Source organism: Flagellimonas zhangzhouensis, assembly GCF_900102925.1.
GTDB lineage: Bacteria > Bacteroidota > Bacteroidia > Flavobacteriales > Flavobacteriaceae > Flagellimonas > Flagellimonas zhangzhouensis.
Genome location: NZ_FNKI01000001.1, coordinates 1,506,686 through 1,532,712 on the forward strand (window position 1 = coordinate 1,506,686; position 26,027 = coordinate 1,532,712).

At 40.0% G+C, this 26,027-nt stretch carries 27 protein-coding genes; 12 read left to right on the plus strand and 15 right to left on the minus strand.

What is annotated here, in order from left to right:
- The first annotated feature begins 9 nt into the window (after positions 1-9).
- Complete coding sequence (gene trkA / locus BLQ18_RS06585; RefSeq protein WP_090293586.1) at positions 10-1,359, plus strand: Trk system potassium transporter TrkA; 1,350 nt, start codon at positions 10-12, stop codon at positions 1,357-1,359.
- On the plus strand, positions 1,359-2,849 hold the full coding sequence (locus BLQ18_RS06590; RefSeq protein WP_090293587.1) for a TrkH family potassium uptake protein: 1,491 nt from the start codon (positions 1,359-1,361) through the stop codon (positions 2,847-2,849). Before trkA ends, BLQ18_RS06590 begins: the two co-directional genes overlap by 1 nt.
- Positions 2,850-2,984: 135 nt before the next feature.
- On the opposite strand, the gene BLQ18_RS06595 is transcribed toward BLQ18_RS06590, so the two are convergent.
- Positions 2,985-4,169 carry a pyridoxal phosphate-dependent aminotransferase gene (locus tag BLQ18_RS06595; RefSeq protein ID WP_090293588.1) on the minus strand — a complete coding sequence of 395 codons (1,185 nt, stop codon included), beginning with the start codon at positions 4,167-4,169 and terminating at the stop codon, positions 2,985-2,987.
- A gap of 15 nt (positions 4,170-4,184) precedes the next feature.
- On the minus strand, positions 4,185-5,285 hold the full coding sequence (locus BLQ18_RS06600) for a fatty acid desaturase family protein (RefSeq protein ID WP_090293589.1): 1,101 nt from the start codon (positions 5,283-5,285) through the stop codon (positions 4,185-4,187).
- Positions 5,286-5,398: 113 nt separating this feature from the next.
- Here BLQ18_RS06600 and rsmG point away from each other — a divergent pair, with 113 nt between their 5' ends.
- A complete protein-coding gene (gene rsmG / locus BLQ18_RS06605) occupies positions 5,399-6,034 on the plus strand; it encodes a 16S rRNA (guanine(527)-N(7))-methyltransferase RsmG (protein ID WP_090293590.1) in 636 nt (211 codons plus the stop codon).
- Here rsmG and BLQ18_RS17150 read toward each other — a convergent pair whose 3' ends face one another.
- The 5 genes from BLQ18_RS17150 to BLQ18_RS06625 form a co-directional block, all read right to left on the minus strand.
- On the minus strand, positions 6,035-6,157 hold the full coding sequence (locus tag BLQ18_RS17150) for a hypothetical protein (protein WP_262492778.1): 123 nt from the start codon (positions 6,155-6,157) through the stop codon (positions 6,035-6,037).
- A 285-nt stretch (positions 6,158-6,442) separates the two neighbouring features.
- Positions 6,443-8,071, minus strand: a complete 1,629-nt coding sequence (gene pruA, locus BLQ18_RS06610) for an L-glutamate gamma-semialdehyde dehydrogenase (protein ID WP_090293591.1) — start codon at positions 8,069-8,071, stop codon at positions 6,443-6,445.
- 72 nt (positions 8,072-8,143) lie between these two features.
- Entirely contained in the window at positions 8,144-8,530 is a 387-nt protein-coding gene (gene apaG / locus BLQ18_RS06615) for a Co2+/Mg2+ efflux protein ApaG (protein ID WP_090293592.1), read from the minus strand.
- 5 nt (positions 8,531-8,535) lie between these two features.
- Positions 8,536-9,789, minus strand: coding sequence for a DUF3667 domain-containing protein (locus BLQ18_RS06620; RefSeq protein WP_090293593.1), 1,254 nt, complete (start codon positions 9,787-9,789; stop codon positions 8,536-8,538).
- A 29-nt stretch (positions 9,790-9,818) separates the two neighbouring features.
- On the minus strand, positions 9,819-11,063 hold the full coding sequence (locus BLQ18_RS06625; RefSeq protein ID WP_090293594.1) for a type IX secretion system plug protein: 1,245 nt from the start codon (positions 11,061-11,063) through the stop codon (positions 9,819-9,821).
- Between the two features lie 150 nt (positions 11,064-11,213).
- Here BLQ18_RS06625 and BLQ18_RS06630 point away from each other — a divergent pair, with 150 nt between their 5' ends.
- The 8 genes from BLQ18_RS06630 (at position 11,214) to BLQ18_RS06665 (ending at position 18,742) form a co-directional block, all read left to right on the plus strand.
- On the plus strand, positions 11,214-12,566 hold the full coding sequence (locus tag BLQ18_RS06630) for a Na(+)-translocating NADH-quinone reductase subunit A (protein ID WP_090293595.1): 1,353 nt from the start codon (positions 11,214-11,216) through the stop codon (positions 12,564-12,566).
- A gap of 1 nt (position 12,567) precedes the next feature.
- The gene (locus BLQ18_RS06635) at positions 12,568-13,818 is read left to right on the plus strand and encodes an NADH:ubiquinone reductase (Na(+)-transporting) subunit B (protein ID WP_090293596.1); all 1,251 of its coding nucleotides are present in this window, start codon (positions 12,568-12,570) and stop codon (positions 13,816-13,818) included.
- A gap of 2 nt (positions 13,819-13,820) precedes the next feature.
- Positions 13,821-14,570, plus strand: a complete 750-nt coding sequence (locus BLQ18_RS06640; RefSeq protein WP_090293597.1) for a Na(+)-translocating NADH-quinone reductase subunit C — start codon at positions 13,821-13,823, stop codon at positions 14,568-14,570.
- Between the two features lies 1 nt (position 14,571).
- Positions 14,572-15,219, plus strand: coding sequence for an NADH:ubiquinone reductase (Na(+)-transporting) subunit D (locus BLQ18_RS06645; protein WP_090293598.1), 648 nt, complete (start codon positions 14,572-14,574; stop codon positions 15,217-15,219).
- A gap of 11 nt (positions 15,220-15,230) precedes the next feature.
- Positions 15,231-15,980, plus strand: a complete 750-nt coding sequence (gene nqrE, locus BLQ18_RS06650) for an NADH:ubiquinone reductase (Na(+)-transporting) subunit E (protein ID WP_090293599.1) — start codon at positions 15,231-15,233, stop codon at positions 15,978-15,980.
- A gap of 2 nt (positions 15,981-15,982) precedes the next feature.
- Positions 15,983-17,293: an NADH:ubiquinone reductase (Na(+)-transporting) subunit F gene (gene nqrF / locus BLQ18_RS06655; protein WP_090293600.1), complete on the plus strand. Its 1,311-nt coding sequence runs from the start codon at positions 15,983-15,985 to the stop codon at positions 17,291-17,293.
- Between the two features lie 88 nt (positions 17,294-17,381).
- Positions 17,382-17,741 carry a Na(+)-translocating NADH-quinone reductase subunit F gene (locus tag BLQ18_RS06660; protein ID WP_090293689.1) on the plus strand — a complete coding sequence of 120 codons (360 nt, stop codon included), beginning with the start codon at positions 17,382-17,384 and terminating at the stop codon, positions 17,739-17,741.
- A complete protein-coding gene (locus BLQ18_RS06665) occupies positions 17,741-18,742 on the plus strand; it encodes an FAD:protein FMN transferase (RefSeq protein ID WP_090293601.1) in 1,002 nt (333 codons plus the stop codon). Before BLQ18_RS06660 ends, BLQ18_RS06665 begins: the two co-directional genes overlap by 1 nt.
- Here the strand turns inward: BLQ18_RS06665 and BLQ18_RS06670 are convergent, their stop codons facing one another.
- The 3 genes from BLQ18_RS06670 to gpmI are packed head-to-tail and all read right to left on the minus strand — an operon-like array spanning position 18,743 to position 21,917.
- Positions 18,743-19,507 (minus strand): class I SAM-dependent methyltransferase, encoded by a 765-nt coding sequence (locus tag BLQ18_RS06670; RefSeq protein WP_090293602.1) that lies wholly within the window; start codon positions 19,505-19,507, stop codon positions 18,743-18,745.
- 27 nt (positions 19,508-19,534) lie between these two features.
- Positions 19,535-20,353: a type I methionyl aminopeptidase gene (map, locus tag BLQ18_RS06675; protein WP_090293603.1), complete on the minus strand. Its 819-nt coding sequence runs from the start codon at positions 20,351-20,353 to the stop codon at positions 19,535-19,537.
- 46 nt (positions 20,354-20,399) lie between these two features.
- Positions 20,400-21,917 carry a 2,3-bisphosphoglycerate-independent phosphoglycerate mutase gene (gpmI, locus tag BLQ18_RS06680; RefSeq protein ID WP_090293604.1) on the minus strand — a complete coding sequence of 506 codons (1,518 nt, stop codon included), beginning with the start codon at positions 21,915-21,917 and terminating at the stop codon, positions 20,400-20,402.
- A 206-nt stretch (positions 21,918-22,123) separates the two neighbouring features.
- Here gpmI and BLQ18_RS06685 point away from each other — a divergent pair, with 206 nt between their 5' ends.
- Positions 22,124-22,513, plus strand: coding sequence for an ankyrin repeat domain-containing protein (locus BLQ18_RS06685; RefSeq protein WP_090293605.1), 390 nt, complete (start codon positions 22,124-22,126; stop codon positions 22,511-22,513).
- Between the two features lie 97 nt (positions 22,514-22,610).
- Here the strand turns inward: BLQ18_RS06685 and BLQ18_RS17175 are convergent, their stop codons facing one another.
- From BLQ18_RS17175 to BLQ18_RS16975, 5 genes are all read right to left on the minus strand, one after another.
- Positions 22,611-22,778, minus strand: coding sequence for a DUF6747 family protein (locus tag BLQ18_RS17175; RefSeq protein WP_313795034.1), 168 nt, complete (start codon positions 22,776-22,778; stop codon positions 22,611-22,613).
- Positions 22,779-22,893: 115 nt separating this feature from the next.
- Complete coding sequence (locus tag BLQ18_RS06690) at positions 22,894-23,658, minus strand: M48 family metalloprotease (protein ID WP_090293606.1); 765 nt, start codon at positions 23,656-23,658, stop codon at positions 22,894-22,896.
- Between the two features lie 39 nt (positions 23,659-23,697).
- Positions 23,698-24,432 (minus strand): M15 family metallopeptidase, encoded by a 735-nt coding sequence (locus tag BLQ18_RS06695; protein WP_090293607.1) that lies wholly within the window; start codon positions 24,430-24,432, stop codon positions 23,698-23,700.
- Between the two features lie 63 nt (positions 24,433-24,495).
- Positions 24,496-25,662: a gliding motility-associated C-terminal domain-containing protein gene (locus tag BLQ18_RS06700; protein ID WP_090293608.1), complete on the minus strand. Its 1,167-nt coding sequence runs from the start codon at positions 25,660-25,662 to the stop codon at positions 24,496-24,498.
- A gap of 2 nt (positions 25,663-25,664) precedes the next feature.
- The coding region (locus BLQ18_RS16975; protein ID WP_175443724.1) for a hypothetical protein at positions 25,665-26,027 on the minus strand (363 nt) is incomplete at its 5' end.

The window sequence follows — 26,027 nt, forward strand, 5'->3', positions numbered from 1 at the left end:
TTCCTATAAATGAGGATCATTATAGCAGGAGCAGGTGAGGTGGGTTTCCATTTGGCAAAACTTTTGTCCTATGAAGCCCAAGAGATTACATTGATCGATACGGACAAGGAAAAATTAGCATATGCCGATAGCCATTTGGATATTCGCGTGCTAAGAGGAGACGCCACGTCCATTCAAGTGCTCCAAGATGCCCAAGTAGACGATTCCGATCTAGTAATCGGAGTAACCGAGTCGGAAACAACGAATCTTACATTATGTGTATTGGCCAAGCAATTGGGGTCTAAAAGGACCATGGCCAGGATTTCCAATACCGAGTTTATGGACAATCGTGATTTGATCAAGTTTGAGCAACTTGGTATCGATGAACTCATATCTCCAGAACGATTGGCGGCGATGGAAATCCAGTTGATGCTGAATCAGTCTGCGTTTAACGATACTTATGAATTTGAAGGTGGACTTTTGACCATGTTCGGGGTTATTTTGCCCAAAACAGCACCTTTTGTAGGTAAAATGGTGAAAGAAGCGGCTCGAATTTTCCCTGAACTGCACTTTATGCCCATCGCCTTACAGCGAACTGGTACCCAATTCACCTTGATTCCCAGAGGGGATACCATTTTTAAGGAAGGTGATCAGGTATATTTCATTACTTCCGATAAAGGGGTAGAGGAGTTGTACAAGCTTACGGGTATGCAAAAGCAAGACATCAAAAACGTGATGATTCTTGGAGGTAGTAAGGTTGGTTTTAAAACCGCTCGTGACCTTTGTACCAAAAAATTCAATGTAAAACTTATAGAGAAAAATAAGGAAAAGGCCTTTGATATTGCCGATGAGTTGCCCCATGCCTTGGTCATCAATGGTGATGGACGCAATGTGGAGTTGTTGGATGAAGAAAGCTTGGAATCCATGGATGCCTTTATCGCGGTAACTGGAAATTCCGAAACCAATATCATGTCCTGTTTGGTGGCCAAAAGCAAACGCATTAAAAAAACGATTGCCTTGGTGGAAAACATGGACTATTTTCAATTATCCCATTCCATTGGAGTGGATACCTTGATCAATAAAAAACTGTTGGCTGCCAACAGCATCTTTAGATATATCCGAAAAGGTGAGGTACTTGCCTTGACCCGTTTGAACAACTTGAATGCCGAAATCTTGGAGTTTGAAGTAAAAGCTTCTTCCTTGGTGAACGGGGAATTGATTCGAGAATTGAATTTTCCAAGAGAAGCCAGTATCGGTGGAGTTATCAGAAATGGTGAAGGAATCATCGCATTGGGTGATTTTAGGATCATGCAAGGCGACCGCGTAGTGGTCTGCTGTTTACCAAAGGCCATTCCGAGGATAGAAAAGCTGTTCCTATAATGAAGCTGAATACAAGAATCATTATCCATATAATGGGGTTGTTGCTGCTCTGCAATGGCTCTTTTATGCTTTTAGCGGCGGTAGCCAGTGGTATTTATAATGATGGTGCCACCTTGGATATTATGTTGGCTGCCATTGTGACCATGCTTTTTGGAATTATGGCCATGTTCTACACTAGAGGTCATAAAAAGGAAGTGAAGCGAAAGGAAGGTTATATTGTGGTTACTTTCGGATGGATTATCATGTCCATTTCAGGGATGTTGCCCTATTTGTTTTCTGGGTCCATTCCTTCTATAACCGATGCCTTTTTTGAAACCATGTCGGGTTATACCACGACAGGGGCTTCCATTTTGGATGATATTGAAGGACTTCCCTCTGGTATTTTACTTTGGCGAAGCCTTACCCACTGGATAGGAGGTATGGGGATTATTGTTTTGGCCATTGCCATCCTTCCACTTTTAGGAATAGGAGGTATGCAGTTGTTTGCTGCTGAGGCACCAGGTCCAGCAGGGGATAAATTGCACCCAAGGATTACGGATACAGCCAAGCGTTTGTGGTTCATTTATTTTGGATACACCGTTTTGGAAACTGTACTGTTAAAGTTTGCTGGAATGTCATTTTTTGATGCCATCAACCATGCTTTAGCAACCATGAGCACGGGTGGATTTTCCACCAAGAATGCTAGTGTGGCCTATTGGAACGACCAACCTGTTATTCAATATATTATTATCCTGTTCATGTTTTTGGCAGGAAGTAACTTTGTATTGAGCTATTTTGCTTTGACCAAAAGAATTCAACGGGTGTTAAAGGACGAAGAATTTAAATATTACTTCGGTTTCGTAGTGATTTTTGCCATTTTATCTACACTGGGCGTCTACTATAAGGCCGAGGTGCCTGTTTCCGATTTTCATCCCATGGTTTGGGGAGAAGCGGAAAGTGCCTTTAGGCATTCTTTGTTCCAGGTAGTAGCGGTGATTACCACAACTGGTTTTGTTACTGCTGATTTTACCTCGTGGACCCCATTTTTAACCGTTTTCTTTTTTGGGTTGATGTTCTTGGGCGGCTCTGCTGGTTCAACAGCAGGTGGGATCAAGGTGATGCGTCATTTGATTATTATTAAAAACGGAATCTTGGAATTTAAACGTACCCTGCATCCCAATGCGGTGATTCCAGTACGTTATAATCAAAAAACAGTTTCAGAGCATATTGTTTACAATGTGATAGCTTTCTTCGTGCTATATATGCTGCTATTCATTATAGGCTCCCTGGTGTTGGGTCTGTTAGGTTTGGACTTTGTGTCTGCCGTAGGAGGGTCTGCTTCTTCATTAGGGAATGTAGGTCCTGCTTTAGGAAGTTTAAATCCAGTGAGCAATTACAACAGTTTACCCCCAATAGGCAAATGGTGGTGTAGTTTCTTGATGCTGTTAGGCCGTCTGGAGCTTTTTACTGTTCTGATCGTACTTACCCCATATTTCTGGAAAAAGACATAAAAAAACCTCCTGAAAACATTTCAAGAGGTTTAATTTCTTTTTAATTCGTCACCCTGAACTTGTTTCAGGGTCTCAATTAATTACATGAACTTTATTATGAGATGCTGAATCAAGTTCAGCATGACAATCTATGGTTTAAAGCACCGCCTTAATTCGGGCAATAGCTTCTTTCAATTCTTTTTCTGATGCCGCGTAAGAAATACGGATGCAGTTTGGATTTCCAAATGCTTCCCCTGTTACGGTAGCTACATTGGCATTTTCCAATAGATATAATGCAAAATCAGATGCATTGTTGATTGTGGTTCCATTCAAGGTCTTTCCAAAGAAAGCAGAGATGTCTGGGAACACATAAAAGGCACCTTCTGGAATATTAAGGTTGAAACCTTCGATTTCACCTAAAAGTCCAAGCACCAAATCCCTTCTTTTATGGAATTCATCAATCATGTATTGAATCTTGTTCACGGGAGCTTCCAAAGCAGTGATAACTGCGCGTTGCGCAATGGAATTTGCCCCACTGGTCACCTGGCCTTGCAATTTGGTACATCCTTTAGCAATCCACTCAGGAGCGCCAATATATCCAATCCTCCAACCTGTCATGGCAAAAGCCTTGGAAACACCGTTTACAGTAACAGTTCTGTCGTACATTCCATCAATGGCAGCAATGCTAACATGGTCACCAACAAAGTTGATGTGCTCATAGATTTCATCAGAAACCACATAAATATCTGGATGGTTTTTCAATACTTCGGCCAAACCTTCCAATTCCGCTTTGCTGTAAACCGAACCACTAGGGTTACAAGGTGAGCTGAACCAGATCATTCGGGTTTTAGGGGTAATGGCAGCCTCCAATTGAGCAGGTGTCATTTTAAAATCGGTGTCGATTCCAGTTGAAACTTCAACAGGAACACCTTCGGCCAATTTTACAATATCGCTATAGCTTACCCAATATGGTGCAGGAAGAATTACTTCGTCACCAGGGTTTAAAACCACCATGGCAACATTGTACAAAGATTGCTTGGCACCGGTTGAAACCACAATTTGGTTCAATCCGTAATCCAATCCATTGTCCCTTTTAAATTTGAGGGCGATGGCCTTTTTTAATTCAGCATACCCGTCAACTGGGGTATAGCTGCTAAAGTTTTCATCGATGGCCTGCTTTGCAGACTCTTTAATGAAGTCGGGAATGTTAAAGTCGGGCTCACCCAAACTCAATCCTATAATATCCTTTCCTTCGTTTCGTAGTTCTCGAGCTTTGGCGGCCATGGCCAAAGTTGCTGACGTGGACATGTTCTTGATCCTGTCAGATAAATGGTTGCTCATGGATACTTCTTTTTACTAATATTGAAGGGCTGGCTCTTTGCCTAATTCCCTTAAGTGTTTGAAGTGCGAAATTATAGCTTTTCTTGTAGTTTGGTATTCGTGGTAAGGCAAATTAAATTCCTTAGCCGTCTGTTTCACAATTTTTGAAATATTTGTGTAATGTATGTGGCTAATATTTGGGAAAATATGGTGCTCTACCTGGTGGTTTAAACCTCCTGTAAACCAGTTTACTATTCTGTTTTTTGTGCCAAAGTTCACGGTGGTGAACAACTGGTGGATGGCCCATGTGTTTTTCATGTTTCCTTCTTCATCTGGAAGTGGAGTTTCGGCATGATCCACAATGTGTGCCAATTGGAAAACAACACTCAATATTACACCTGCTACGTAGTGCATAATAAAGAAGCCCAATAATACTTGCCACCAAGCGATATCAACAAAGATCAAAGGCAATACGATCCAAATAGTCAAGTAAATGATCTTGGTGATCACCAAAGTACTCCAGTTTACTATGGGGTTAGGCAATTTACCATAGCTCAATTTTCTTTTCATGTAACGGTACATTTGCTGAAAATCGGTGGTAATGGCCCAGTTAAAGGTTAATAATCCGTATAGGAAAATAGAGTAGTAGTGTTGAAACTTGTGGTGCTTTTTCCATTCTGCATGCTCGGAGAATCTTAAAATTCTACCTGCTTCCATATCTTCATCATGCTCATGAATATTGGTGTAGGTGTGGTGAAGCACATTGTGTTGAACTTGCCAGTTGTATACATTTCCTGCCAAGATATAAATACTACTTCCCATGAGTTTGTTTACCCATTTTTTGTTGGAATAGGCGCCGTGGTTACCATCGTGCATCACATTCATTCCCACTCCGGCCATACCAACTCCCATGGTAATGGAAAGCAAAAGGTAAGCCCAGAAAGGCAAATTCAAAGTCAAGATTAAAAAGTAAGGGGCCAAAAACAGGGCGAACATCACTATAGTTTTTAAGTGAAGTTTCCAGTTTCCGGTTTTTTTGAGGTTGTTTTCGTTGAAGTAATCGTTAACTCGCTTGTTCAGAGTTCTGAAAAATTGAGCAGAGTCTTTTCTTGAAAACCGGACGGTACTCTTATCCATAAAATAAATTTTTACAAAAATAACCAATTAGACCTTATTGCGATAAGGCTTTATGTTAGAACGGTGTTAAGGTCCTTAAAAGTATTAATTTTGTCAAAAATAACCTTTGGTGTATGAAAGCTGACCTCATTTATAAATATTTTACGACACTCACCGAGCATCAAAAGGAGCAATTTGCTCAGCTTGAGGAACTTTACAAGGATTGGAACCAAAAAATAAATGTGGTTTCCAGAAAAGATATCGATGAGTTGTACTTGCGTCATGTGCTTCATTCTCTGGGAATTGCCAAGATTCAAATTTTTAATGAAGGCTCTGATATTTTAGATGTTGGGACTGGAGGAGGATTTCCTGGAATTCCATTGGCCATTTTATTTCCCAATGTAAATTTTACCTTGGTGGATGCTATTGGTAAAAAAATTAAAGTGGTGAACGAGGTGGTTGAGGGTTTGCAATTGGACAATGTAACTGCCCATCACGCAAGAGTTGAAGAAATTCCTGAACAATTTGATTTTATAGTGAGTAGAGCGGTGGCAGCTATGCCCACTTTTGTGCATTGGACCAAAGGGAAAATTAAAAAGGATTCTGCGCATGCACGCAAAAATGGAATTCTCTATTTAAAAGGTGGTGACTTGACCGAAGAACTACAGGGTTATGAGACAGTTCAAATTTTCGACTTGCAGGAATATTTTGAAGAGGACTTTTTTGAAACCAAAAAGGTAGTCTACCTCCCCCAAAAGTTTAAGGGGTAATTAAATACTGTACATTCTTTTATAGACCAATCTACATTTTCTAGCATAGTCTTTGGCATATTGCCATAGGCGATTGTATTGTGCGACCAATTTTTTCCTCCAAGCAATCATTTTATCTTTCATAACTAATGGTTTACGGTGTAAAATTAAGTTTATTACGTTTAAGTTACAATTAATTAACGTTAAATTTACATTGAATATTGTTTTTACTATCTGTTTAATGAAAAATATTCCGAATAAATATCAGTAAATCAATTATATAGGTGATTTTATGAGTGAGAATATTAGAAATGATTATTGAGGCAGGTTTTTTGCCAATTTTGGACCGTTCCACTCGCGAATGTGAAACAAAAAAAAGGCCGTTATTTTAAATAACAGCCTTTTACTTAATAGGTTTATAACTTGTGCTTACCCCAAAAATGGATATCTGTAATCCTCTGGAGTTACGAAAGTTTCTTTGATCAATCTTGGAGAAACCCAGCGCAACAGGTTTTGCATAGAACCTGCTTTGTCGTTGGTTCCCGATGCTCTTGCACCGCCGAAAGGTTGTTGGCCAACCACGGCTCCTGTAGGTTTATCGTTAATGTAGAAGTTTCCAGCGCAGTTTTGTAATGCTTTGGTGGCTTCATCAATGGCGTAACGATCTGCTGAAAGCACAGCTCCCGTTAATCCATATTCGGATGTACTATCTACCAATTTCAACGTTTCGCTCCAATCTGCATCTTCATAGATATAAATGGTCACCACAGGTCCAAAAAGTTCGGTACACATGGTGTCGTATTTTGGATTGCTGGTCAAAATTACTGTTGGCTCAATAAAATAACCTACAGATTTATCGTATCCGCCACCCGCAATAATTTCAGCATCTTTATCGGCTTTGGCTTGTTCAATATAGCTGGCCAATTTATCAAACGCACCTTCGTGGATCACAGCAGTGATAAAGTTGCTCATGTCCTCTGGTGAACCTGGTTTTTTGAAAGATGCTACATCAGCCTTTACCAATTCCAAAATTTCATCAGCAGTGGATTTTGGAAGGTACACCCTGGATGCCGCACTACATTTTTGACCTTGGAACTCAAATGCTCCGCGAGTAATTGCAGTGGCTACTTGCTGTGGTTTTGCAGTGGGGTGGGCAATTATAAAATCCTTTCCACCTGTTTCGCCTACAATTCGTGGGTAGGTTTTGTATTTATCAATGTTGTTTCCGATTTGTTTCCACAATGCCTTGAATACATGTGTGGAACCAGTAAAGTGGATTCCAGAGAAATCAGGGCTTGCCAAAACAGTATCAGAAATCATAACGGGATCTCCGTACACCACATTGATCACCCCATCGGGCAAACCAGCTTCTTTAAATACATCCACAATAACTTTTGCGGAATACACTTGGCTGTCACTTGGTTTCCAGATCACAACGTTGCCCATCATCGCGGCACTTGCTGGTAGGTTACCTGCAATTGCGGTAAAGTTGAATGGCGTAATGGCATACACAAACCCTTCCAAAGGACGATATTCTACTCTGTTCCAAATACCTTCAGCAGATTCTGGTTGTTCTCCATAGATCTGAGACATATACTCTACGTTGAAACGCAAGAAATCTATAATCTCACAAGCTGCATCAATCTCAGCTTGGTAAATATTTTTGGATTGAGCCAACATGGTTGCGGCATTCATTTTTGCTCGGTAAGGCCCTGCAATCAATTCAGCTGCCTTTAAAAAGATCGCTGCGCGTTGCTCCCAAGTAAGGTTGGCCCATTTTTCGCGAGCTTCCAAGCCGTTTGCAATGGCTTTTTCAACGTGGGATTTTTCGGCCAAATGATAGTGTCCGAGAACATGTTGGTGTTCGTGTGGAGGAGACATAGGCTTGGTGTTGCCTGTTCTTATTTCCTCGCTACCAATATACAGGGGAACGTCTATGGTGCTATTATAAAATGCTTTGTATTGCTTAAGTACTTCTTCTCTTTCGGGAGAACCTGGCGCATAACTTTTTACGGGTTCGTTAATTGCGGTAGGTACTTGAAAAAATCCTTTTCCCATTGAAATGTTTTTAAGTGTGTTACAATGGTTCCAAAGGTAAGTAAACCGATATCGAATAGAAAATGGTCTGGATTAGTTTATCGCAAAAGGTGCGGCGAATTTAAATGTAGGAATCTCTACTTCAAATTCTTCACCATTGGTGAAATTCACCATTTGGTAATGCCCACGCATGGCACCAACAGGGGATGCCAATAAACAACCCGAGCTATAGGTGTGGGATTTTCCAGGTTTAATTACAGGTTTTCTGCCAATTACGCCTTCGCCATCTATGGTTTCCATGTCTTTTAAAGCATCAAAAATATCCCAGTGGCGTGCCATTAATTGTACATTGTCCTTGGTGAGGTTCTCAATGGTAATGGTGTAGCCAAATGCATAGTGCATTTTGTAATTCTTAAAGAAGGTGCCTTCAAATGAAGTGCGAACCGATACTTTGATTCCTTTTGTGACCTGTGTAAACATATTAATTAATAGGTAAAGACGCTTCCCGTAAACGTTGCTAAGATGGTGAAAAAAGCCAACATCAAAAATATCGTGTTCAGAAAGATATATTTCACAATTGTTTTAAACCTGCCTTGGCCATAGAAATTCCGCATTGCCTTATAAAGGTAAATACCGAAAATCAGTAAAAAAATACCAGCGCTACTAATTTTAAAAACAGCATCCAGTGTTAAGCTAAGGATGAGCAAGATAAACAAGAGCGACTGATTGTGGAAACTAAAGATAAGATGATCGGTGTAGTTGTATTTATTTCTGATGTAAACCAAAGAAATGAACAAGGTAAACACCGGTAAAAAGAAAAATACGACGAATGGCAGCTTAGAAATGGTTTCGTTTACCCAAGTGCCAGGTTCGCTAACAACTTTCCAAACACTGTTGGAAAAATTGAAGGCCATTTTGTTGGTGGTACTTGGCTCAATTTGATATTTTGCCTGGGCTTCAGCAAAATTGAATAGGGTGTCCTTTTTAATATAAAGGCCAAAAAATTCTGCTTTTTTGGAAAAGGCATTCATTCCTGATTTAGATTCAAGTGTTTTGAAATAGCCGACTGGGTCGGAATTCATAAAAGAATCTTTTTGACGTTCTTTTTCTTTTATTCCATTCATGAAAACGCCCAATGAATCCAAGTTTTTCAAGGTGGATGAAAGTTTTGGATTGCTGTCTTCTATGGAGTCTATCTTGTGAAAGCCAACAAGAATTTCAGGATTGTTCTTCTTTAAAGAGTCAATGGTATTCTGTGTCTCTTTGGTTTGCTTTTCAAGGGCAACACTATCCAATTCAAAACCACCTGTGTCAGTATTGAACGTAAAAGGAATGCCGTCGTAAATGGTCCCGTCAAATTTTCGGGCCGCTTGATCCCAATTTTCAAATTGACTGTTGTAGGTGAACATCAAAAAATACAGGAAAGCTAAACTCAACAAGAACCTAAATGGATTGGTGTAGGTAATTCGCTTCCCTTCTATATAATCTTTGGTAATGGTACCTGGGCGGAGCAATAATGCGGAAAGAGTCTTGAGTAGTTTGGAATCGTAATTGATCAAACTGGAAAAGAATTCATCGAAAAAATCCTTTAACGTAAGTTTTTTAGTGCTGTTGGCTTGAGAACAATTGGGACAGTACTTATCGCTGATGTCAAGCGGATGCCCACAGTTCAAACATTTTACTCCCCTAAATTTAAGTTCATAGCGACCTTTGGTGATCAAGCCATCTTTTTTCCCCATGCCTCCCCAGGATTTGGTTTTAAAGATAATTAATTGCTAATATTTCGTGAATTCAATGAGCCAATACCAATAAGACTGTCGTAAAGATTCCCAAAATCACGATAATAAACCAATATCAAATAGTTGTTTTCTGTAAAATGAAAATTACCGCTCACTAAATTGGGCTCAATACTTCCATCTTCTTTTTGGACTACATATTTATAATTGTAGAACCCTTGTTTCATCATTAGAGTAGTCTCAAATTTCCCATTTTCCTCGTTAAAGACCATTCTATTTTCGTCAGTAAGTGCATAGTTGTTGAACTTTCCGATGACAAATACCTGGTCCAATCCAATTTGGTTGGTGTAGGGCAGGCTAAAATGTACTTGCGAATACTCGGCTTCGCGGGAGACATCCTCACCTTGCATGGTGCGCACCACAAAATCCCCATTAATGTCTGGAAAATAGGTGTAGGGTTCATCATTTCGATATTCGTTGGTGAAAAGATAATGATGGTAAACTTCTTTCATTTCAATGCTGGAAATGGCAAAAGTGGGTGATCGAAGATCTTTTGTGTCGAAGTTCAGGTATTCGTTGCCTCCAAAAAAACTGGTCTCGTCAAAATACTTATACACCAATTCCCTTCCTATAGTGTATTGCGGTTTTATATTGTAAAGTGCTGTGGGCCAATGATGGTTTTGTAGAATGACGATTTTCACTTCCCTTTGCGGATTAACCACGGGAAATGCAGCCGTGTTTATGCTGAACTGAACTGCTTGTTTGGTGTTGATGTAGTTGAAATCACGTGATCGTTTAATTTCCCCAGAGACCACAACCGCATCTTGATATACTACGAAGCGTCTTGAAAATTGAATTTCATTATAACTATTGTAGACCTCCAGTACATAGTTGCCAGTTAATCGCAATCCCACATTCGAATTTGGAATGGTAAGCTGATAATTGGAGTAGGGCTGAAGCGTAGTGTAGCTGTTTTCGTAATCAATGATGCGCTGGTTGTCCATTCCCGATAAATATTGTGACTTCAATATTTGGGAAGGCGTCCAGTCGTAATTGCAGTGCACAATTTTATAGTAATAGTCCTGCTCACTGGCGGTAAGATCATCAAAACTAAGGTTAATGGATTCTCCTAGTTGAACCACAGGAAATTGGTCATCGGTAGGACCTTTAAAAATTATGGTCTTGATGTTTTCTGGAGGATTAATTTCCTCCATGATTTGGGAAAAAACCGCTACATGTGAAAAACATATAAGTAGCAGACTGGTTAAAAAACGCATCTACAGTAGATTTTAAGGTAAAGATAAGCAAAATGTATGCCCAAGAAATTTACCTCGCCATAATCCCAATTTTATGGATAATAATTATGAAAACAATCCTTTTAGTGCTAAATTTGCGACCGATTTTGATAACAAAAGGTCTACAACAATATGTCTAAAGACATCCGGATTAGAAAGGGGTTGAACATCAACCTCGTCGGGGCTGCTGAGCAGACGACATCCAAAGCCGTTACCAGTAACGTGTACGCCCTGAACCTAGATGATTTCCACGGAATCACTCCAAAAATGTTGGTAAAACAAGGGGAAGAGGTAAAAGCAGGGGAAGCTCTCTTTTACAATAAAAACAAAGCAGAAATGCACTTTGTTTCTCCTGTGAGTGGTGAGTTGGTGGAAGTAGTTAGGGGCGCAAGAAGAAGAATCTTAACACTTAAGATCCTTGCCGACAAAGAACAAAACTATATTATAAATAAGGTGCCGGATTTGGATACGGCCGATGGAGCTGCCATTAAAAACTACCTACTTCAGTGTGGGGGTTGGCCTTTCATCAAACAAAGACCTTATGACGTAATTGCCAACCCAGACGAAACGCCAAAAGCGATTTTTATCTCAGGTTTCAATACTGCACCTTTGGCTGCCAATGTTGATTTTATCCTTAAAGGTAAAGAACAAGAACTTCAGGCGGGTATCGATGCTTTGAGCAAAATGACTCCTGGTAAAATTCATGTTTCGATTGGGGACTCTACCAGGTCTCCATTTCTTAATATGAAAAGAATCGAGTTGCACAGGGTAAAGGGGCCTCACCCAGCAGGTTTGGTAGGTACGCAAATCAATCAATTTGACCCTGTAAACAAAGGAGAAGTTGTTTGGACGCTTTCTCCGCAAGATTTGTTGATGTTGGGAGAATTGGTGTTGACCGGTAAATTCAATGCCGAAAGAAAAGTGGCATTAGCTGGGTCTGTAGTGAAAACTCCACAATATTATACCACTAAAATCGGAGCTGAAATCTCTACCTTCTTGTACGCAAGTGGGGTAACTGAAGATCGTTTCAGATTGATCAATGGAGATGTGCTTACCGGAACCAAAACAAGTACCGAGGGTTATCTTGGTTTTTATAACAGTACCGTTACTGCAATTCCAGAAGGAGATGATTACGATCTGTTCGGTTGGAACAAGCCTATCTTCAATAAAATTTCCAATACAAGGGCTATGACCTTTTCTTGGATGTTGCCAGGAAAAAAATACAAATTGGACACCAATACCAATGGTGAGCACAGAGCTTTTGTGGTAACCGGGCAGTATGAGCAAGTTTTTCCAATGGACATTTACCCATTGCAGTTGTTGAAAGCCTGTATGGTTAAAGATTTGGACGAAATGGAGCAATTGGGGCTTTATGAAGTGGCTCCTGAAGATTTCTCATTGACAGAATTCATCTGCATATCAAAACAACCACACCAACAAATTATCAGGGAAGGATTGGATTTGTTGCAAAAAGAACTTGGATAATATGGGCATGAAAGATAAATTACATCAGTTAAAACTAAAGTATCAGGGCACTAAAATGGCTCCTGCCTTCAATGCACTGCATACTTTCCTTTATACGCCAAACGAAACTACGCACTCCGGTGCACACGTTCGTTCTGCCGATGATCTAAAAAGAACCATGAACACGGTAATCATGGCATTGGTGCCATGTTTGTTGTTCGGAATGTTCAACGCAGGATATCAACATTATTCGGCGATCAACGGTTTTCCAGAAAACTTTTCTCTTTTTGAGCACTTCTTGACTTGGGAAAACTTCTTGGTGGGTATCCCTACCATTTTACCTTTGGTAATTGTATCCTATGGTGTTGGTTTGGCCATTGAATTCTTGTTTGCTGTAATTAAAGGACACGAAGTGGAAGAGGGGTATTTGGTTACAGGTATGTTGGTGCCATTGATTATTCCAGTTGATACTCCACTTTGGATGTTGGCCATAGCCGTTGCATTCGGTGTGGTTATAGGTAAAGAGGTTTTTGGAGGTACAGGGATGAATATCCTTAACCCTGCATTGACTATTCGTGCTTTCTTATTCTTCGCTTATCCAACATGGATGAGTGGTGATAAAGTTTGGGTGCACGAAGCTGTAGAAAGAGCAGGTACTGCCGATGCCATTTCTGGTGAAACCGTTTTGGGTTCATTGGCAGCGGGGAGCGAACCAACTTTTTCGCTTGCAGATATGTTCTACGGATTCATTCCAGGTTCTGTGGGTGAAACATCAACTTTGTTGATTTTGTTGGGAGCACTTTTCTTGATCTTTTCAAAAATCGCATCATGGAGAATTATGGTAAGTGCCGTTTTGGGTTCTTTGGCCATGGGATTGATTTTTAATGGAGTTGTAGATGCAGGATGGTTGCCAACTTACAGTAAATTCTATACGTTAATGAGCTTCCCTTACTGGCAGCACCTATTGGTAGGTGGTTTGGCCTTCGGTATTGTGTTCATGGCAACTGATCCTGTAACAGGTTCACAGACCAATAAAGGAAAATGGATTTACGGTTTCTTGATCGGTTTCCTTTCCGTGATGATTCGAGTATTTAACCCAGGATACCCAGAAGGTGTGTTCTTGGCCATCTTATTGATGAACGTATTTGCTCCGACCATAGACCATTATGTGGTACGAGGAAACATTAAAAAGAGATTGAAACGATTGAAGACAGCCACAATTTATCCAAAATCTTCGGATGAGGTTGATTCATTAAAAACGGAAACAGCTTAATTATGGCAATCAGTACAGATAAAAATAGCTACACGGTAATCTTTGCGGTAGTTATGGTAGTTGTAGTAGGTTCTTTACTTGCCTTTGTAGCATCTGGCCTAAAACCAAAGATTCACGAAAATCAGCGCTTCGAAAAGCAGCAGAACATTCTGTATGCCATGGGCGTAAATGAAAATGAAGGTGATGGAGATGTGGTTTTTGTTCCCACTACATCAGTGGAAGAAGAATTTTCAAAATACATTACAGAACAATTGGTGCTTGATGGCTCCACTGCCGAAGCTAAGGAAAATGCATACTTAATTGATGTGCAAAAGGAAATAGTAAAAGCAAAAGCTGGTGAAAAAGCAGAACTCCCTTTATTGATTGGAGAGAAAGATGGAAAGAAATTTTACATCATTCCAATGAGTGGTAAAGGATTATGGGATGTTATTTCCGGATACATTTCCTTGGATGACAAAATGGTGGTTCAGGGGGTTTACTTCGATCACAGAGGAGAAACTCCTGGATTGGGAGCAAACATTAAGCAACGTTTCTTTATGGACGACTTTATTGGTGAATCCATTTTAAATGGAAATAGCTTTGAAGGTATTACCGTAGCCAAAGGGAACAACGATCCAATGAATAACGACAAAGAAGACAATGCGGTGGATGCCCTTGCAGGTGCAACCATTACAGGAAATGGGGTAACAGCCATGATCAAAGAAAGTCTGAAGTTGTACAAACCTTATTTAGAAACAATTAGAACAAATTAATATGGGACTACTTTCAAAAAAGGATGCAAATCTGATATTGGACCCCTTAGCGGACAATAACCCGATTACCATTCAGGTATTGGGTATCTGTTCTGCACTGGCAATTACAGCTGAGCTAAAAGCATCTGTGGTAATGGCCCTTTCAGTATTGTTTGTATTGAGTATGGGTAACGTGGTAATCTCATTGCTTCGTAACGTAATCCCGTCAAAAATTAGAATTATTGTTCAGCTTGTAGTGGTAGCAGCCTTGGTAATTATTGTGGACCAAGTGCTAAAGGCTTTCGCTTACGAATTGAGTAAAACCCTTTCCGTATTCGTTGGTTTGATCATTACCAACTGTATCATCATGGGTCGTTTTGAGGCCTTCGCTTTGGGTAACACACCAGGAAAAGCATTTTTGGATGGTATCGGTAATGCTTTGGGATATGGAATTATTTTGGTAATTGTTGGATTCTTCAGAGAGCTTTTGGGCTCAGGAACCCTATTTGGTTTCAAAGTGTTGGGTGATCCTGTGACCAAAACTGGTTTGTATTCCATCGGATACGAAAACAACGGATTTATGATTATTCCTCCAGCAGCATTGATTGTTGTGGGAATCATTATTTGGGTACAACGTTCCCGAAATAGAGAATTAATTGAAGAAGCTTAAACTGAAGAAGTATGTTAGAGCATTTAGAACTGTTTTTTAGATCAATCTTCGTAGACAATATGGTGTTTGCGGTCTTTTTGGGAATGTGTTCCTATTTGGCCGTATCCAAAAAAGTATCCACCGCAGTAGGTTTGGGTGCTGCTGTAATCTTCGTATTGGGTGTTACAGTACCTATGAACTGGTTGTTGGATAAATACCTATTGAAAGATGGTGCATTGGTATGGTTAGGCCCAGAATATGCCGATTACGACCTTAGCTTCCTTTCATTTATCCTTTTTATTGCTACCATTGCCACAATGGTACAGTTGGTAGAGATTGTAGTAGAGAAATTTTCGCCATCCCTTTATAACTCATTGGGTATTTTCTTGCCATTGATTGCGGTAAACTGTGCAATCTTAGGTGGGTCTTTGTTTATGCAAACCCGTGAGATTCCAAATATTGGATTGGCTTTCAATTACGGAATCAGCTCAGGGATTGGATGGTTCTTGGCTATATTGGCCATTGCCGCTATTCGCGAGAAAATCAGATATTCCAATGTGCCTGCCCCGTTAAGAGGATTGGGTATTACTTTTATCATTACAGGTTTAATGGGAATCGGTTTCCAGAGTTTTGGTGGAATGTTGACTGGTGACAACGAGGCACCGGAAGAAGCCCAGACCGCTACGGTAAAAGCTGAAGAAGAAAAAGAAATTAAAAAGGAGATTGTGGACGATGAAGATCAAGACAAAGCCATCTCTTATAACGAAGCCATAAACAAATAAAGATGATATTAGCCGCAAGTACCGGGGGTACTATTCTTATTACCGTAGTAGCATTTCTTGTTTTGTTGTTATTATTGGTGGCATTATTGCTGTTCACCAAAGAAAAATTATCCCCATCCGGTCCCGTAACCATTACCATAAATGGTGAAAAGGAAGTGGAAGTAGCCTCAGGAGGTTCTTTATTATCCACTTTGGGTAATCAAAAAATATTCTTGCCGTCTGCATGTGGTGGAGGTGGAACCTGTATTCAATGTGAGTGCCACGTACTTTCTGGTGGTGGTGAAGCATTGCCAACAGAAACTCCACACTTCTCCAAAAAAGAATTGCAGCATGGAGCACGTTTGGCCTGTCAGGTGAAGGTGAAGCAAGACATGGAAATCACAATTCCGGAAGAAGTATTCGGAATCAAAAAATGGAATGCCAAAGTGGTTCGTAACTACAACGTGGCCTCTTTCATCAAAGAATTTGTGGTTGAGATTCCAGAGGATATGAACTACAAAGCTGGTGGATATATCCAAATTGAGATTCCAGAATGTGAAGTAAAATATTCAGATATAGACATCACAGCTCACCCAGAAGAGCATGAAACTCCAGACAAGTTTAAAGCAGAATGGGATAAGTTTAACCTGTGGCCATTGGTCATGAAGAACCCAGAAACTGTTGAAAGAGCATACTCTATGGCTTCTTACCCAGCAGAAGGAAGGGAAATTATGTTAAACGTTCGAATTGCTACCCCACCATGGGATAGGTCTAAAAATGGATGGATGGATGTAAACCCAGGTGTTGCATCATCTTATATTTTTAGTTTAAAAGAAGGTGACCCAGTAGTAATTTCAGGTCCGTTTGGTGAATTCTTCATCAACGAATCAGAAGCAGAAATGCTTTATGTTGGTGGTGGAGCTGGTATGGCGCCGATGCGTTCGCACTTGTACCATTTGTTCAAAACTTTGAAGACGAATAGAAAAGTGACATACTGGTACGGAGGTCGTTCCAAAAGAGAGTTATTCTATTTAGAGCACTTTAAAGAATTGGAAAGAGAATTCCCTAACTTCAAGTTTTATTTGGCACTTTCAGAACCAATGGAAGAAGATAACTGGAAGGTAAAGAAAGACATAAACGACGAAGAAGGAGATGGATTCGTTGGTTTCATTCACAACTGTGTAATTGAAAACTACCTAAACCATCACGAAGCTCCTGAAGATATTGAATTGTATTTCTGTGGACCACCATTGATGAATAAAGCAGTGGAAAAAATGGGTCAGGATTTTGGTATTCCAGATGAGAATATCCGATTCGATGACTTTGGAGGATAATTAAAAGTTGAATCCTAACCTCGAGCATTGTCGAGAGGTATTTATAAAACCAACCGATGCTCTAAAGGCATCGGTTTTTTTTATTGCTATGAGTAGACCATTAACAGAACAAGAATTGCACAATTTGGCCATGAATATTGTGGGTCGTGAGTTGGAAGCTGATGGATTTGAGTTTATGGCCATTAACAGTAAGCTCAAAAAGAACCCGCAATACGTCTGTCTAAAGGAAAAAATAATGCATTTTATTGTAGTTCGAAATGTGGAATTTCCTCTAGACCCAAGAGAGTACGATGAGGAGTTGATGTATACAGTAAAGGAACATGCCATAAAGTTTGAGGCCAAAACCTACTTTGCTGGTGTTGGCTTGGCCAATGCATCCGATAGAACATTGCCTGTTCATTTAGATGAAGAATATATAGTGGATTATCAAGGATTAATAGAAATATAATGAATCGATTCTGGGTTTTAGGAGTACTAATATTGCTTTTATCATGTGGTCCAACTACAAATATTAAAAATCAAACTTGGGGAAATGCTTTGGGTACCACCTATTCCATCATTTACATTGCAGACCAAGAGTTGGATTACCAACAAGAAATAGATTCTGTATTTCAGGTGTTGAACCAGTCCATGTCTACCTACATCCCAACTTCCGATATTTCGAAAATCAATTTAGGTGACTCTACCATTGTGGTGGATGATATGTTTAAAGAGGTATTTGACATCTCAACAAAAGTTCATGAAGCTTCCAACGGCTATTTTGATCCTACTATTGGCGTTTTGGCCAATGCATGGGGATTTGGGCCTGGAGAACAAATTGAGCTTGATAGCCTGCGTGTGGATAGTTTATTAAGCTATGTGGGATGGGGAAAGGTGAGCATGAACAATGATAATACCATTTCAAAGGCAAGTCCCTCCATTCGTTTTGATTTTAATGCAGTTGCCAAAGGTTATGCTATTGATCGATTGGGAGCCATGCTCGATGCTAAAGGCATAAAAAACTATTTAGTTGAAGTAGGGGGTGAGGTACTGGCCAAGGGAATCAATCTGGTGTCTGGAAAACAATGGTCTGTTGGAATTGATGATCCTCAGGTAGAAACAGGACGCCAACTCAAATTGATTGTTTCCTTGAAAGATCAGGCTATGGCTTCTTCTGGAAACTACCGAAAGTTTAGGGTGGATCCCGAAACTGGTGAAAAATATGTACACACCATAAATCCAAAAACAGGCTATACTAAAAATTCCAGTGTATTGGCAACAAGTGTCGTTGCTGAAACTTGTGCCGTTGCTGATGCATTTGCTACAACCTTTATGGCAATGGATTTAGAAGAATCCAAGCAAGTAATCCAAGAGCACGGTGAGTTGGAGGCCTACATTATTTATTTGGATGAAAATGGCGAGACCAAGGAGTATTTTACTCCAGGTTTTGAAAAGCTAATTCAGAAATAATTATTTCTTCACCAAAGGGATGATTTCCCCTTTTGCCAATCTATATTTTTCAACTTCTTCTGCTGGAATTGAATGGGTGTAATCCACTTCTTCAACCTTAAAGCCAATGCTTCGGAGTTTATTAAAATAATCCCGTCCATAAATTCGAACATGGTCGTACTGTCCAAAGATCTTGGCTCGTTCTTTTTTGTCGGTAATGGAATCGTCCTCAAAAGTGACATCCCGTTTTAAGTCTTGTGGAATTTGAAAGATACCCCATCCGCCAGGTTTCAATACTCGATACAACTCTTGCATGGCCTTGGTGTCATCTGGGATGTGCTCCAAAACGTGGTTGCATAAAATCACATCAAACGAATTTTCCTCAAAAGGTAGATTGCAAATATCTGCTTTTACATCCGCCAAAGGTGAATTTAAATCAGTGGTGGTGTAATCAATATTATTTAACTTTTTGAAGCGCTTGTAGAATGCTTGCTCAGGGGCAAAGTGCAATAATTTTAAGGGTTGGGAAAAGAAATTGGTTTCGTTTTTTAAATACAACCAAAGCAAACGGTGTCTTTCTAAAGAAAGAGTAGAAGGGGAGAGTACATTCTCTCTTGGATTCTCATAACCATAAGGCAAAAATTTCTTGAATGATTTACCGTCGATCGGGTCTGTAAAGTTGTTTCCTTTCAGTGATAATGCTACCACTGGGCGCACCCAATAACTTAACCTGATTAATAAAGGCCTAGGGATTAGGTTCAGGAAATACTTGAATATTTTTGACACGAATTAATCGAATTATCACGAATTGGATTATAATACCAACTTCTTAGCACGGAACTCATCCTCTTCATCACTGGTAATGCCCAAAGCTTCGTAAATGTATTGGAAAGTAGAAAGCAATTCTGGCTTTCCGTCCACTAAGGCCACATCATGTTCAAAGTGGGCACTTGGTTTTCCGTCAGCAGTTAATATGGTCCAGCCGTCATTTAATTGTTTGATACGTCTGGTTCCCATATTGATCATCGGCTCAATGGCCACAACCATTCCATTAACAAATTTTTTCCCGCGACCTCGTTTACCATAATTGGGCATTTGGGGATCTTCGTGCAAGTCTTTACCCAAACCATGTCCAACCAACTCACGAACTACACCATAGCCGTGATCTTCGCAATATTTTTGTATGGCATAACCCACATCTCCAACTCGGTTTCCTTCTTTGAACTCTCGAATTCCGATGTACAGAGATTCCTTGGTAACCTTTAGTAATTTTCTAGTTTCTGCAGCCACTTCACCAACTTCAAAAGTATAGGCATGGTCCCCGTGATATCCATTTTTAACGGCTCCGCAATCCACTGATATAACATCTCCTTCTTTTAAAGGTTCGTTACTGGGGATGCCGTGAACAACTTGTGCGTTAGGACTCCAGTTTAGGGTATTGGGAAAGTCGTACATACCCAAGAATCCGGGAACAGCACCCTGTTCCCGAATAAATTCTTCGGCCATTTTGTCCAACTTTAAAGGATTGGCTCCTGGTTTTATTTCTTTCGCGAGCATGCCCAAAGTTTTGGATACTACCAAGGCACTTTCGCGCATCAATTCTATTTCCTCTGCTGTCTTTACATGAATCATAGGCGCAAAGATAAATTGATTCTATGGATTTAGTGGTATTGTTCCCTTACACCAATGGTTTTTGGGTCATAAGTTCTGGTTGCGGAACCCCGATCATTTTTAAAATAGTCGGTGCAATATCACCCAAAACCCCACTTTTAACATCTTTAATGTCTTTGTCAACAATAATCAACGGCACTGGATTGGTAGTGTGTGCGGTATTCGGAGTACCATCTGGGTTAACCATGGTATCGCAGTTTCCGTGATCGGCGATTACAATAGTGGAATACCCATTTTCCAAACCTGTAGTGATTACGTCTTTTGCGCATTCATCTACCGATTCACATGCTTTAACCGCAGCTTCCATTACTCCTGTGTGCCCTACCATATCTGGATTGGCAAAGTTGAGACAAACAAAATCAGCCTCTCCTTTTTTCAATTCAGGAACAATGGCATCACGAATATCATAAGCACTCATTTCGGGTTGCAAATCGTAAGTGGCCACCTTTGGTGAAGGACAAAGAATTCGTTGCTCACCTTCGAAAGGTTCTTCACGTCCCCCATTGAAGAAGAAGGTTACGTGAGGGTATTTTTCAGTCTCGGCAATTCGAATCTGTTTCTTCCCATTTTTAGCCAAGGTTTCGCCAAGTGTGTCCTTGATGTTGTCCTTATCGTAAATTACTTTGATGCCTTTAAAAGACTCATCATAATTGGTCATGGTTACGTAATACAGGTCCATTTTGTGCATGTTTTGCTCATGGAAATCCTGTTGGTTCAACGCTTGGGTCAATTCCCGACCTCTATCGGTTCTAAAGTTGAAGAAAATAACCACATCACCTTCTGCAATTTTGGCAAGAGGTTCGTTATTTGCATCAGTCAGTACCAAAGGTTTGATAAATTCATCGGTAACGCCCTCATCATAACTTTTTTGCATCGCTGCACCGATATCTTGAATTTTTTCTCCCTCGGAATTTACCACGACATCATAAGCTAATTTTACACGCTCCCAGCGTTTATCACGGTCCATGGCATAGTACCGACCAATTACAGTGGCCAGTTTAGTACTTTTATCTGCACAATAGGAAGTCAAATCCTCCAAAAAGCCTTTTCCACTTTTAGGATCCACATCGCGCCCATCGGTGAATGCGTGTACATAAGAGTTTTCAACTCCAGCATCATCTGCAATTTTGATAAGTGCCTTTAGGTGGTTGATGTGACTATGTACGCCACCATCACTTAACAAACCTAAAAAGTGAACTGGTTTATTGTTCTCTTTGGCAAATTCAAGGGCATCTGTTAATACTTTTTCATCCTTAAGGGTATCCTCTTGAACCGCCTTATTGATTTTGGCAAAATCTTGATAAACGATTCTTCCAGCACCTAGATTCATGTGTCCTACCTCACTGTTTCCCATTTGTCCTTCGGGCAGTCCTACATTCATTCCATCCGTATGTAAATCTGCATCGGGATAGTTTCTGTACAGTGAATCTATAAATGGGGTGTTTGCTTGTTCAATGGCCGAAACCTTTGGATCTGGAGATTTTCCCCAACCATCCAGAATCATTAGAATTACCTTTTTATTCATAGTAAAAAATTGTACCTCAAAAATAAAGTGAATTAGGCGTACACACTAGTTTTTGTTAAAATTTATCTTTGTGAATTTGTTAATTATTTTAAATGAAACATGAGATTTTGTTAAAGTTTGGTTATAAAACTGTTAATCCTGTAACATGTTCGGTTTTTATCAGTCTACTTTTATAACTAATATTCATTAATCAAAATCAAAACATCATGAAAAAAACAATCTTCACGGTTGCCATTGCATTTGTTGTGGCACTAACTGGCGTTTCTGCCAACGAACTAGGCTCCGATGCCGTTCAACCGACTACCGAAAATGTTGCTCCCGAACTAAGTGCCTTTTGTAAGGCAGTCATCCAAGGTGATGTGGTTACAGTTAAAAAGCTAATCGAATTAGGGGAAGACGTTAATCAAAAATCATTGGGTAGAGCACCCATTCATTATGCAAGTAGGTACAACAAGGTGGAAGTCCTTAAAGTTCTTATTGAAAATGGGGCCGACCTTAAAAAAAGATGTGACAAAGGTATGACTGCAAAGAAATATGCCGAACTGTCGCATGCCGATGAAGCGCTTGAAGTTTTAGAATCTGCTATGAAAAAATAGAGGGGTTTTATTCATCAAAAAAGCCCATCCAATTTGGATGGGCTTTTTCATTTCATTTACTTATGTAGTGTTCTTGCAAAAGAGTGTTTCTTTCGGCTTAAAATTCGAAACCGTTAAATGCTCTGTAAAAGAATGCGTAAAAAGCCATAAAAAGCATGACCGCACAAAAAATAGAGTACCCTTTTAATAAAAGTACCACAAAGCTTGGTTTACAATCGTTAAATGCCTCTAAATAGAGATTTTTAAAATGTTCTAGTGTTCCCATGTGTTCTCTCTTTTAAATAGCAAAATCGGCTAAGAGAACGGTTGTAGGATTTGGGGTTGACTCAAAGGTAATGAAATATTTCCTTCTCTATTTTTTAATCGATTAAGTGCCGATTCTATCGACCTGAATATTTTTGGATGGCTTCTTTTATATGTTCAATCCTGTTTTCTGGGTCGGGGTGGGTGCTTTGAAATTCAGGAACACGATTTGGACCTGCAGCTGCTTTTAAAACTTGCATTACCTCAATCATTTCGTATGGGTCGTATTTGGATTGAATCATGAAAAGCACTCCTAAATCGTCACTTTCCAATTCATCATCTCTACCATTGGTCAATAAGGTATTTTGACCTATGCCAGCCACTAGGTTGCCCATGTCGCCACCAACACTTGCGCCAGTGGCAAGGGTTTGCCAGAAACTACTTTCGGCAATACGTTCCGCAGAATGCCTTCCGATTACATGTCCTATTTCATGACCTAAAACTCCTGCCAATTGGGCTTCATTCAATTGAGAAAAAAGTGCGTAGGTGATAAAAATTTGTCCACCAGGAAGTGCGAAAGCGTTAATGGTTCTGTCATCTGCCAATAAATGGAATTCATATCGGTAAGGTGTTTCTCGTGCAATGCTATTGTTCACTAATCGATTTCCAACGGCGTCCACCAGCGATTGCATCCGTTCATCTGGATAAAGGCCTCCGTGTTGCTGTGCCATTTCTGGGGCACTCTGCAAGCCGATGGCAATTTCATCGGCAGTTGTCATGTTAATGTTTTGGGTTCTGCCCGTATATGGATTTTCCTCTTGATTGCTGCAACGACGAATAAAAGCAAAAGCCACAATCGCCAAGCCGATCAGGATGCGAATCCTCCAACTTCCTCTTCTCATAATGGTAGTGTTCTAGTAAGTTGAAGGTACAAAAAAGGCTTATAACAATTCTGGGTTGATGTCCAAAATATTGTCCTGCACATAGGTTCTCACAAAACCTGTTGTGAAGTGTTCAGATCCCAGAATGTCTTCCCTTTGAAGCAACTTCAAAACGTTGAGTCTTCTGTAATCCGTTAGCATAGGAATTGAGATAGGAGCATAACTATAATGCCAAGGTTCGTATTTAAAACCTCTTCGTCTTGGATTTTCGGTATAGACCAAATGAAACCCGTAGTCTTTGGAATTAATATCCATCCAAAGTTTCAGTTCGTCATAGGGTCCTCCAACTTCAAATTTATCAGCAACCAGTACATCGCCATCCACTTTTTTGTTGCCATCAATGATATCAATATCAGTACCCCAATGGTGTCTGCTGGTTCCAGGAATGGTAGAATATTCTATAATCTTGTCTATGGCATCAATGGGTTCCATATTGTCGGTTTGGGTATATTGGGTATACTTGCGTTCCCAAATACTTTTTTGACGGTAAAAATCCCGAAAGCTTGATGCAATTTTAATGTTGATGCCGTCTTCTTCTGCGGCACTTTTCATTTCCAAAAAGGATTCATAGGCTTCTTTTCTCAAATTGATTCCTTCACCATAAAGTGCAACATCTGCTTTGCCCATTAGTTCTTCGGTAGAGTATTCTGAAACTTCTCCTAAAGGTAAAAAAGGTGGTATGCTGAGGGCAAGACTAGAAGCTGAAGCTGTTTTTATGAAATTCCTTCTTTTCATCAATTTGGATTTTTGACCAATTTAAGAAGTATTTTTCAGTAAAACGGGCTGCTACAAAATTGGTTATTGGTCCAAGAACAAAAATCCTGTGTATTCCAATTCGAGGTCAAAGAGTGTGGCTGTATAAAAATAAACACCTTCTGGCAGTCCTTTTTCTTGCCCCAAAACTAAAGTGCCCGTATTGGCAATGCCCTGAAATTGGTTGGTGTAATTAACCTGTTCAAACACTTTTTGTCCATATCGGTTAAAAATACGAACAACGTTGTTGGGCGATTCTTCAAGTCCATCGATAACCAAAACATCGTTGATGCCATCTGCGTTGGGACTCAAAAAATAGTTGCCCAAAGTTGGATTGTTCACGGCGAAAGTATCGGTGGGTAATGGAATGGTACCAAAAGTGATGGCGGCATAATCACTTGGAACAAAAGTTTGTGAAGTAACAAACCCTTGATTGATATCCCCGCTCATTCCTGAATTGCCAATAATCACCCATTGATTGGCCGATTTGTTCCATCCAACAACAATGATAGATTCGAAAGTAGCATTGGGAATGGCAGCCAAATTACTTCGGTCATCCCAGCTAATAGTGACCTGGGCGGGCACATCACTTTGTACAATCCAAAATTCACGGTCCGAAACAGTGCCAATATCATTTACTTTGGTGAAGGTGTCAAAAGTGTTAAGCACGGAGGATGGATTGGAAGGGTTTTCGAAAAAATAGCCACAAATGACTAATGGCGTGTTGCCCTGTGAATTTAAAGTCAACGGTCTTAAACGTTGTGGGTCTCCTACTGGAAAAATAAACACATTCCTATCATTAATGGCAGCAAAACCAGTGATTTTTGAAAAATCACCTTCTCCAGTATATAAACCTTCGTTCATAAAACTGAGGTATACTGATTGAAGGTTGGTAGGCGTTAAAACGTCCCCATCCACAAAATTTACATTGTTCCGAACCATGATAGGGGTTTGCAAAAAAACGTTTGCATCCATAAAAATTTCAGCATCCCACAAACTTGGAGGAATACTTCCTGAAACTATAATAGCGCGGTTGCCATAAAATCCAAGGGTCCCCGTGGTTTGATCAAAGTTGGCATTATTGATAAAATCGGTATGCAGACCAATATTGGCATTGTTGTGCACTTGTACATTGCCACTGTTATAGAAAGCAGTTTGTGCCACGGCTATGCTGGTGGTGAGAACAAGTGTTATTTGGAGGAGGAGTTTCATAATTAAGGATTCACCACAATGTATTGCCAATTCGAGTTTGACTCTACAAAAGATCCTCCAGAAAATGTGTAAACTTGAACTGAAAATGTTTCCACTCCTTGACTTAATAATTGGATAATTGTTGGTGTTGATGCATTTTCAACGGTTAACTGAATTATTGAATTTGGTTCTACTGCAGTATTACTGATGGTGTAGAGTCCTGGGAAACCTAATACATTATTGGCTGCAAGAACTTTTGCAGCTGATGCTATTTCATCTGTTACAGTATCGACATAGGATTTAACGGCATTTTGAGATGGGTATAGCACATCTGAAGTACCTAATGCTACATTTGTGGATTTGTTCGCGAGGTCTTCTTTAAGTGC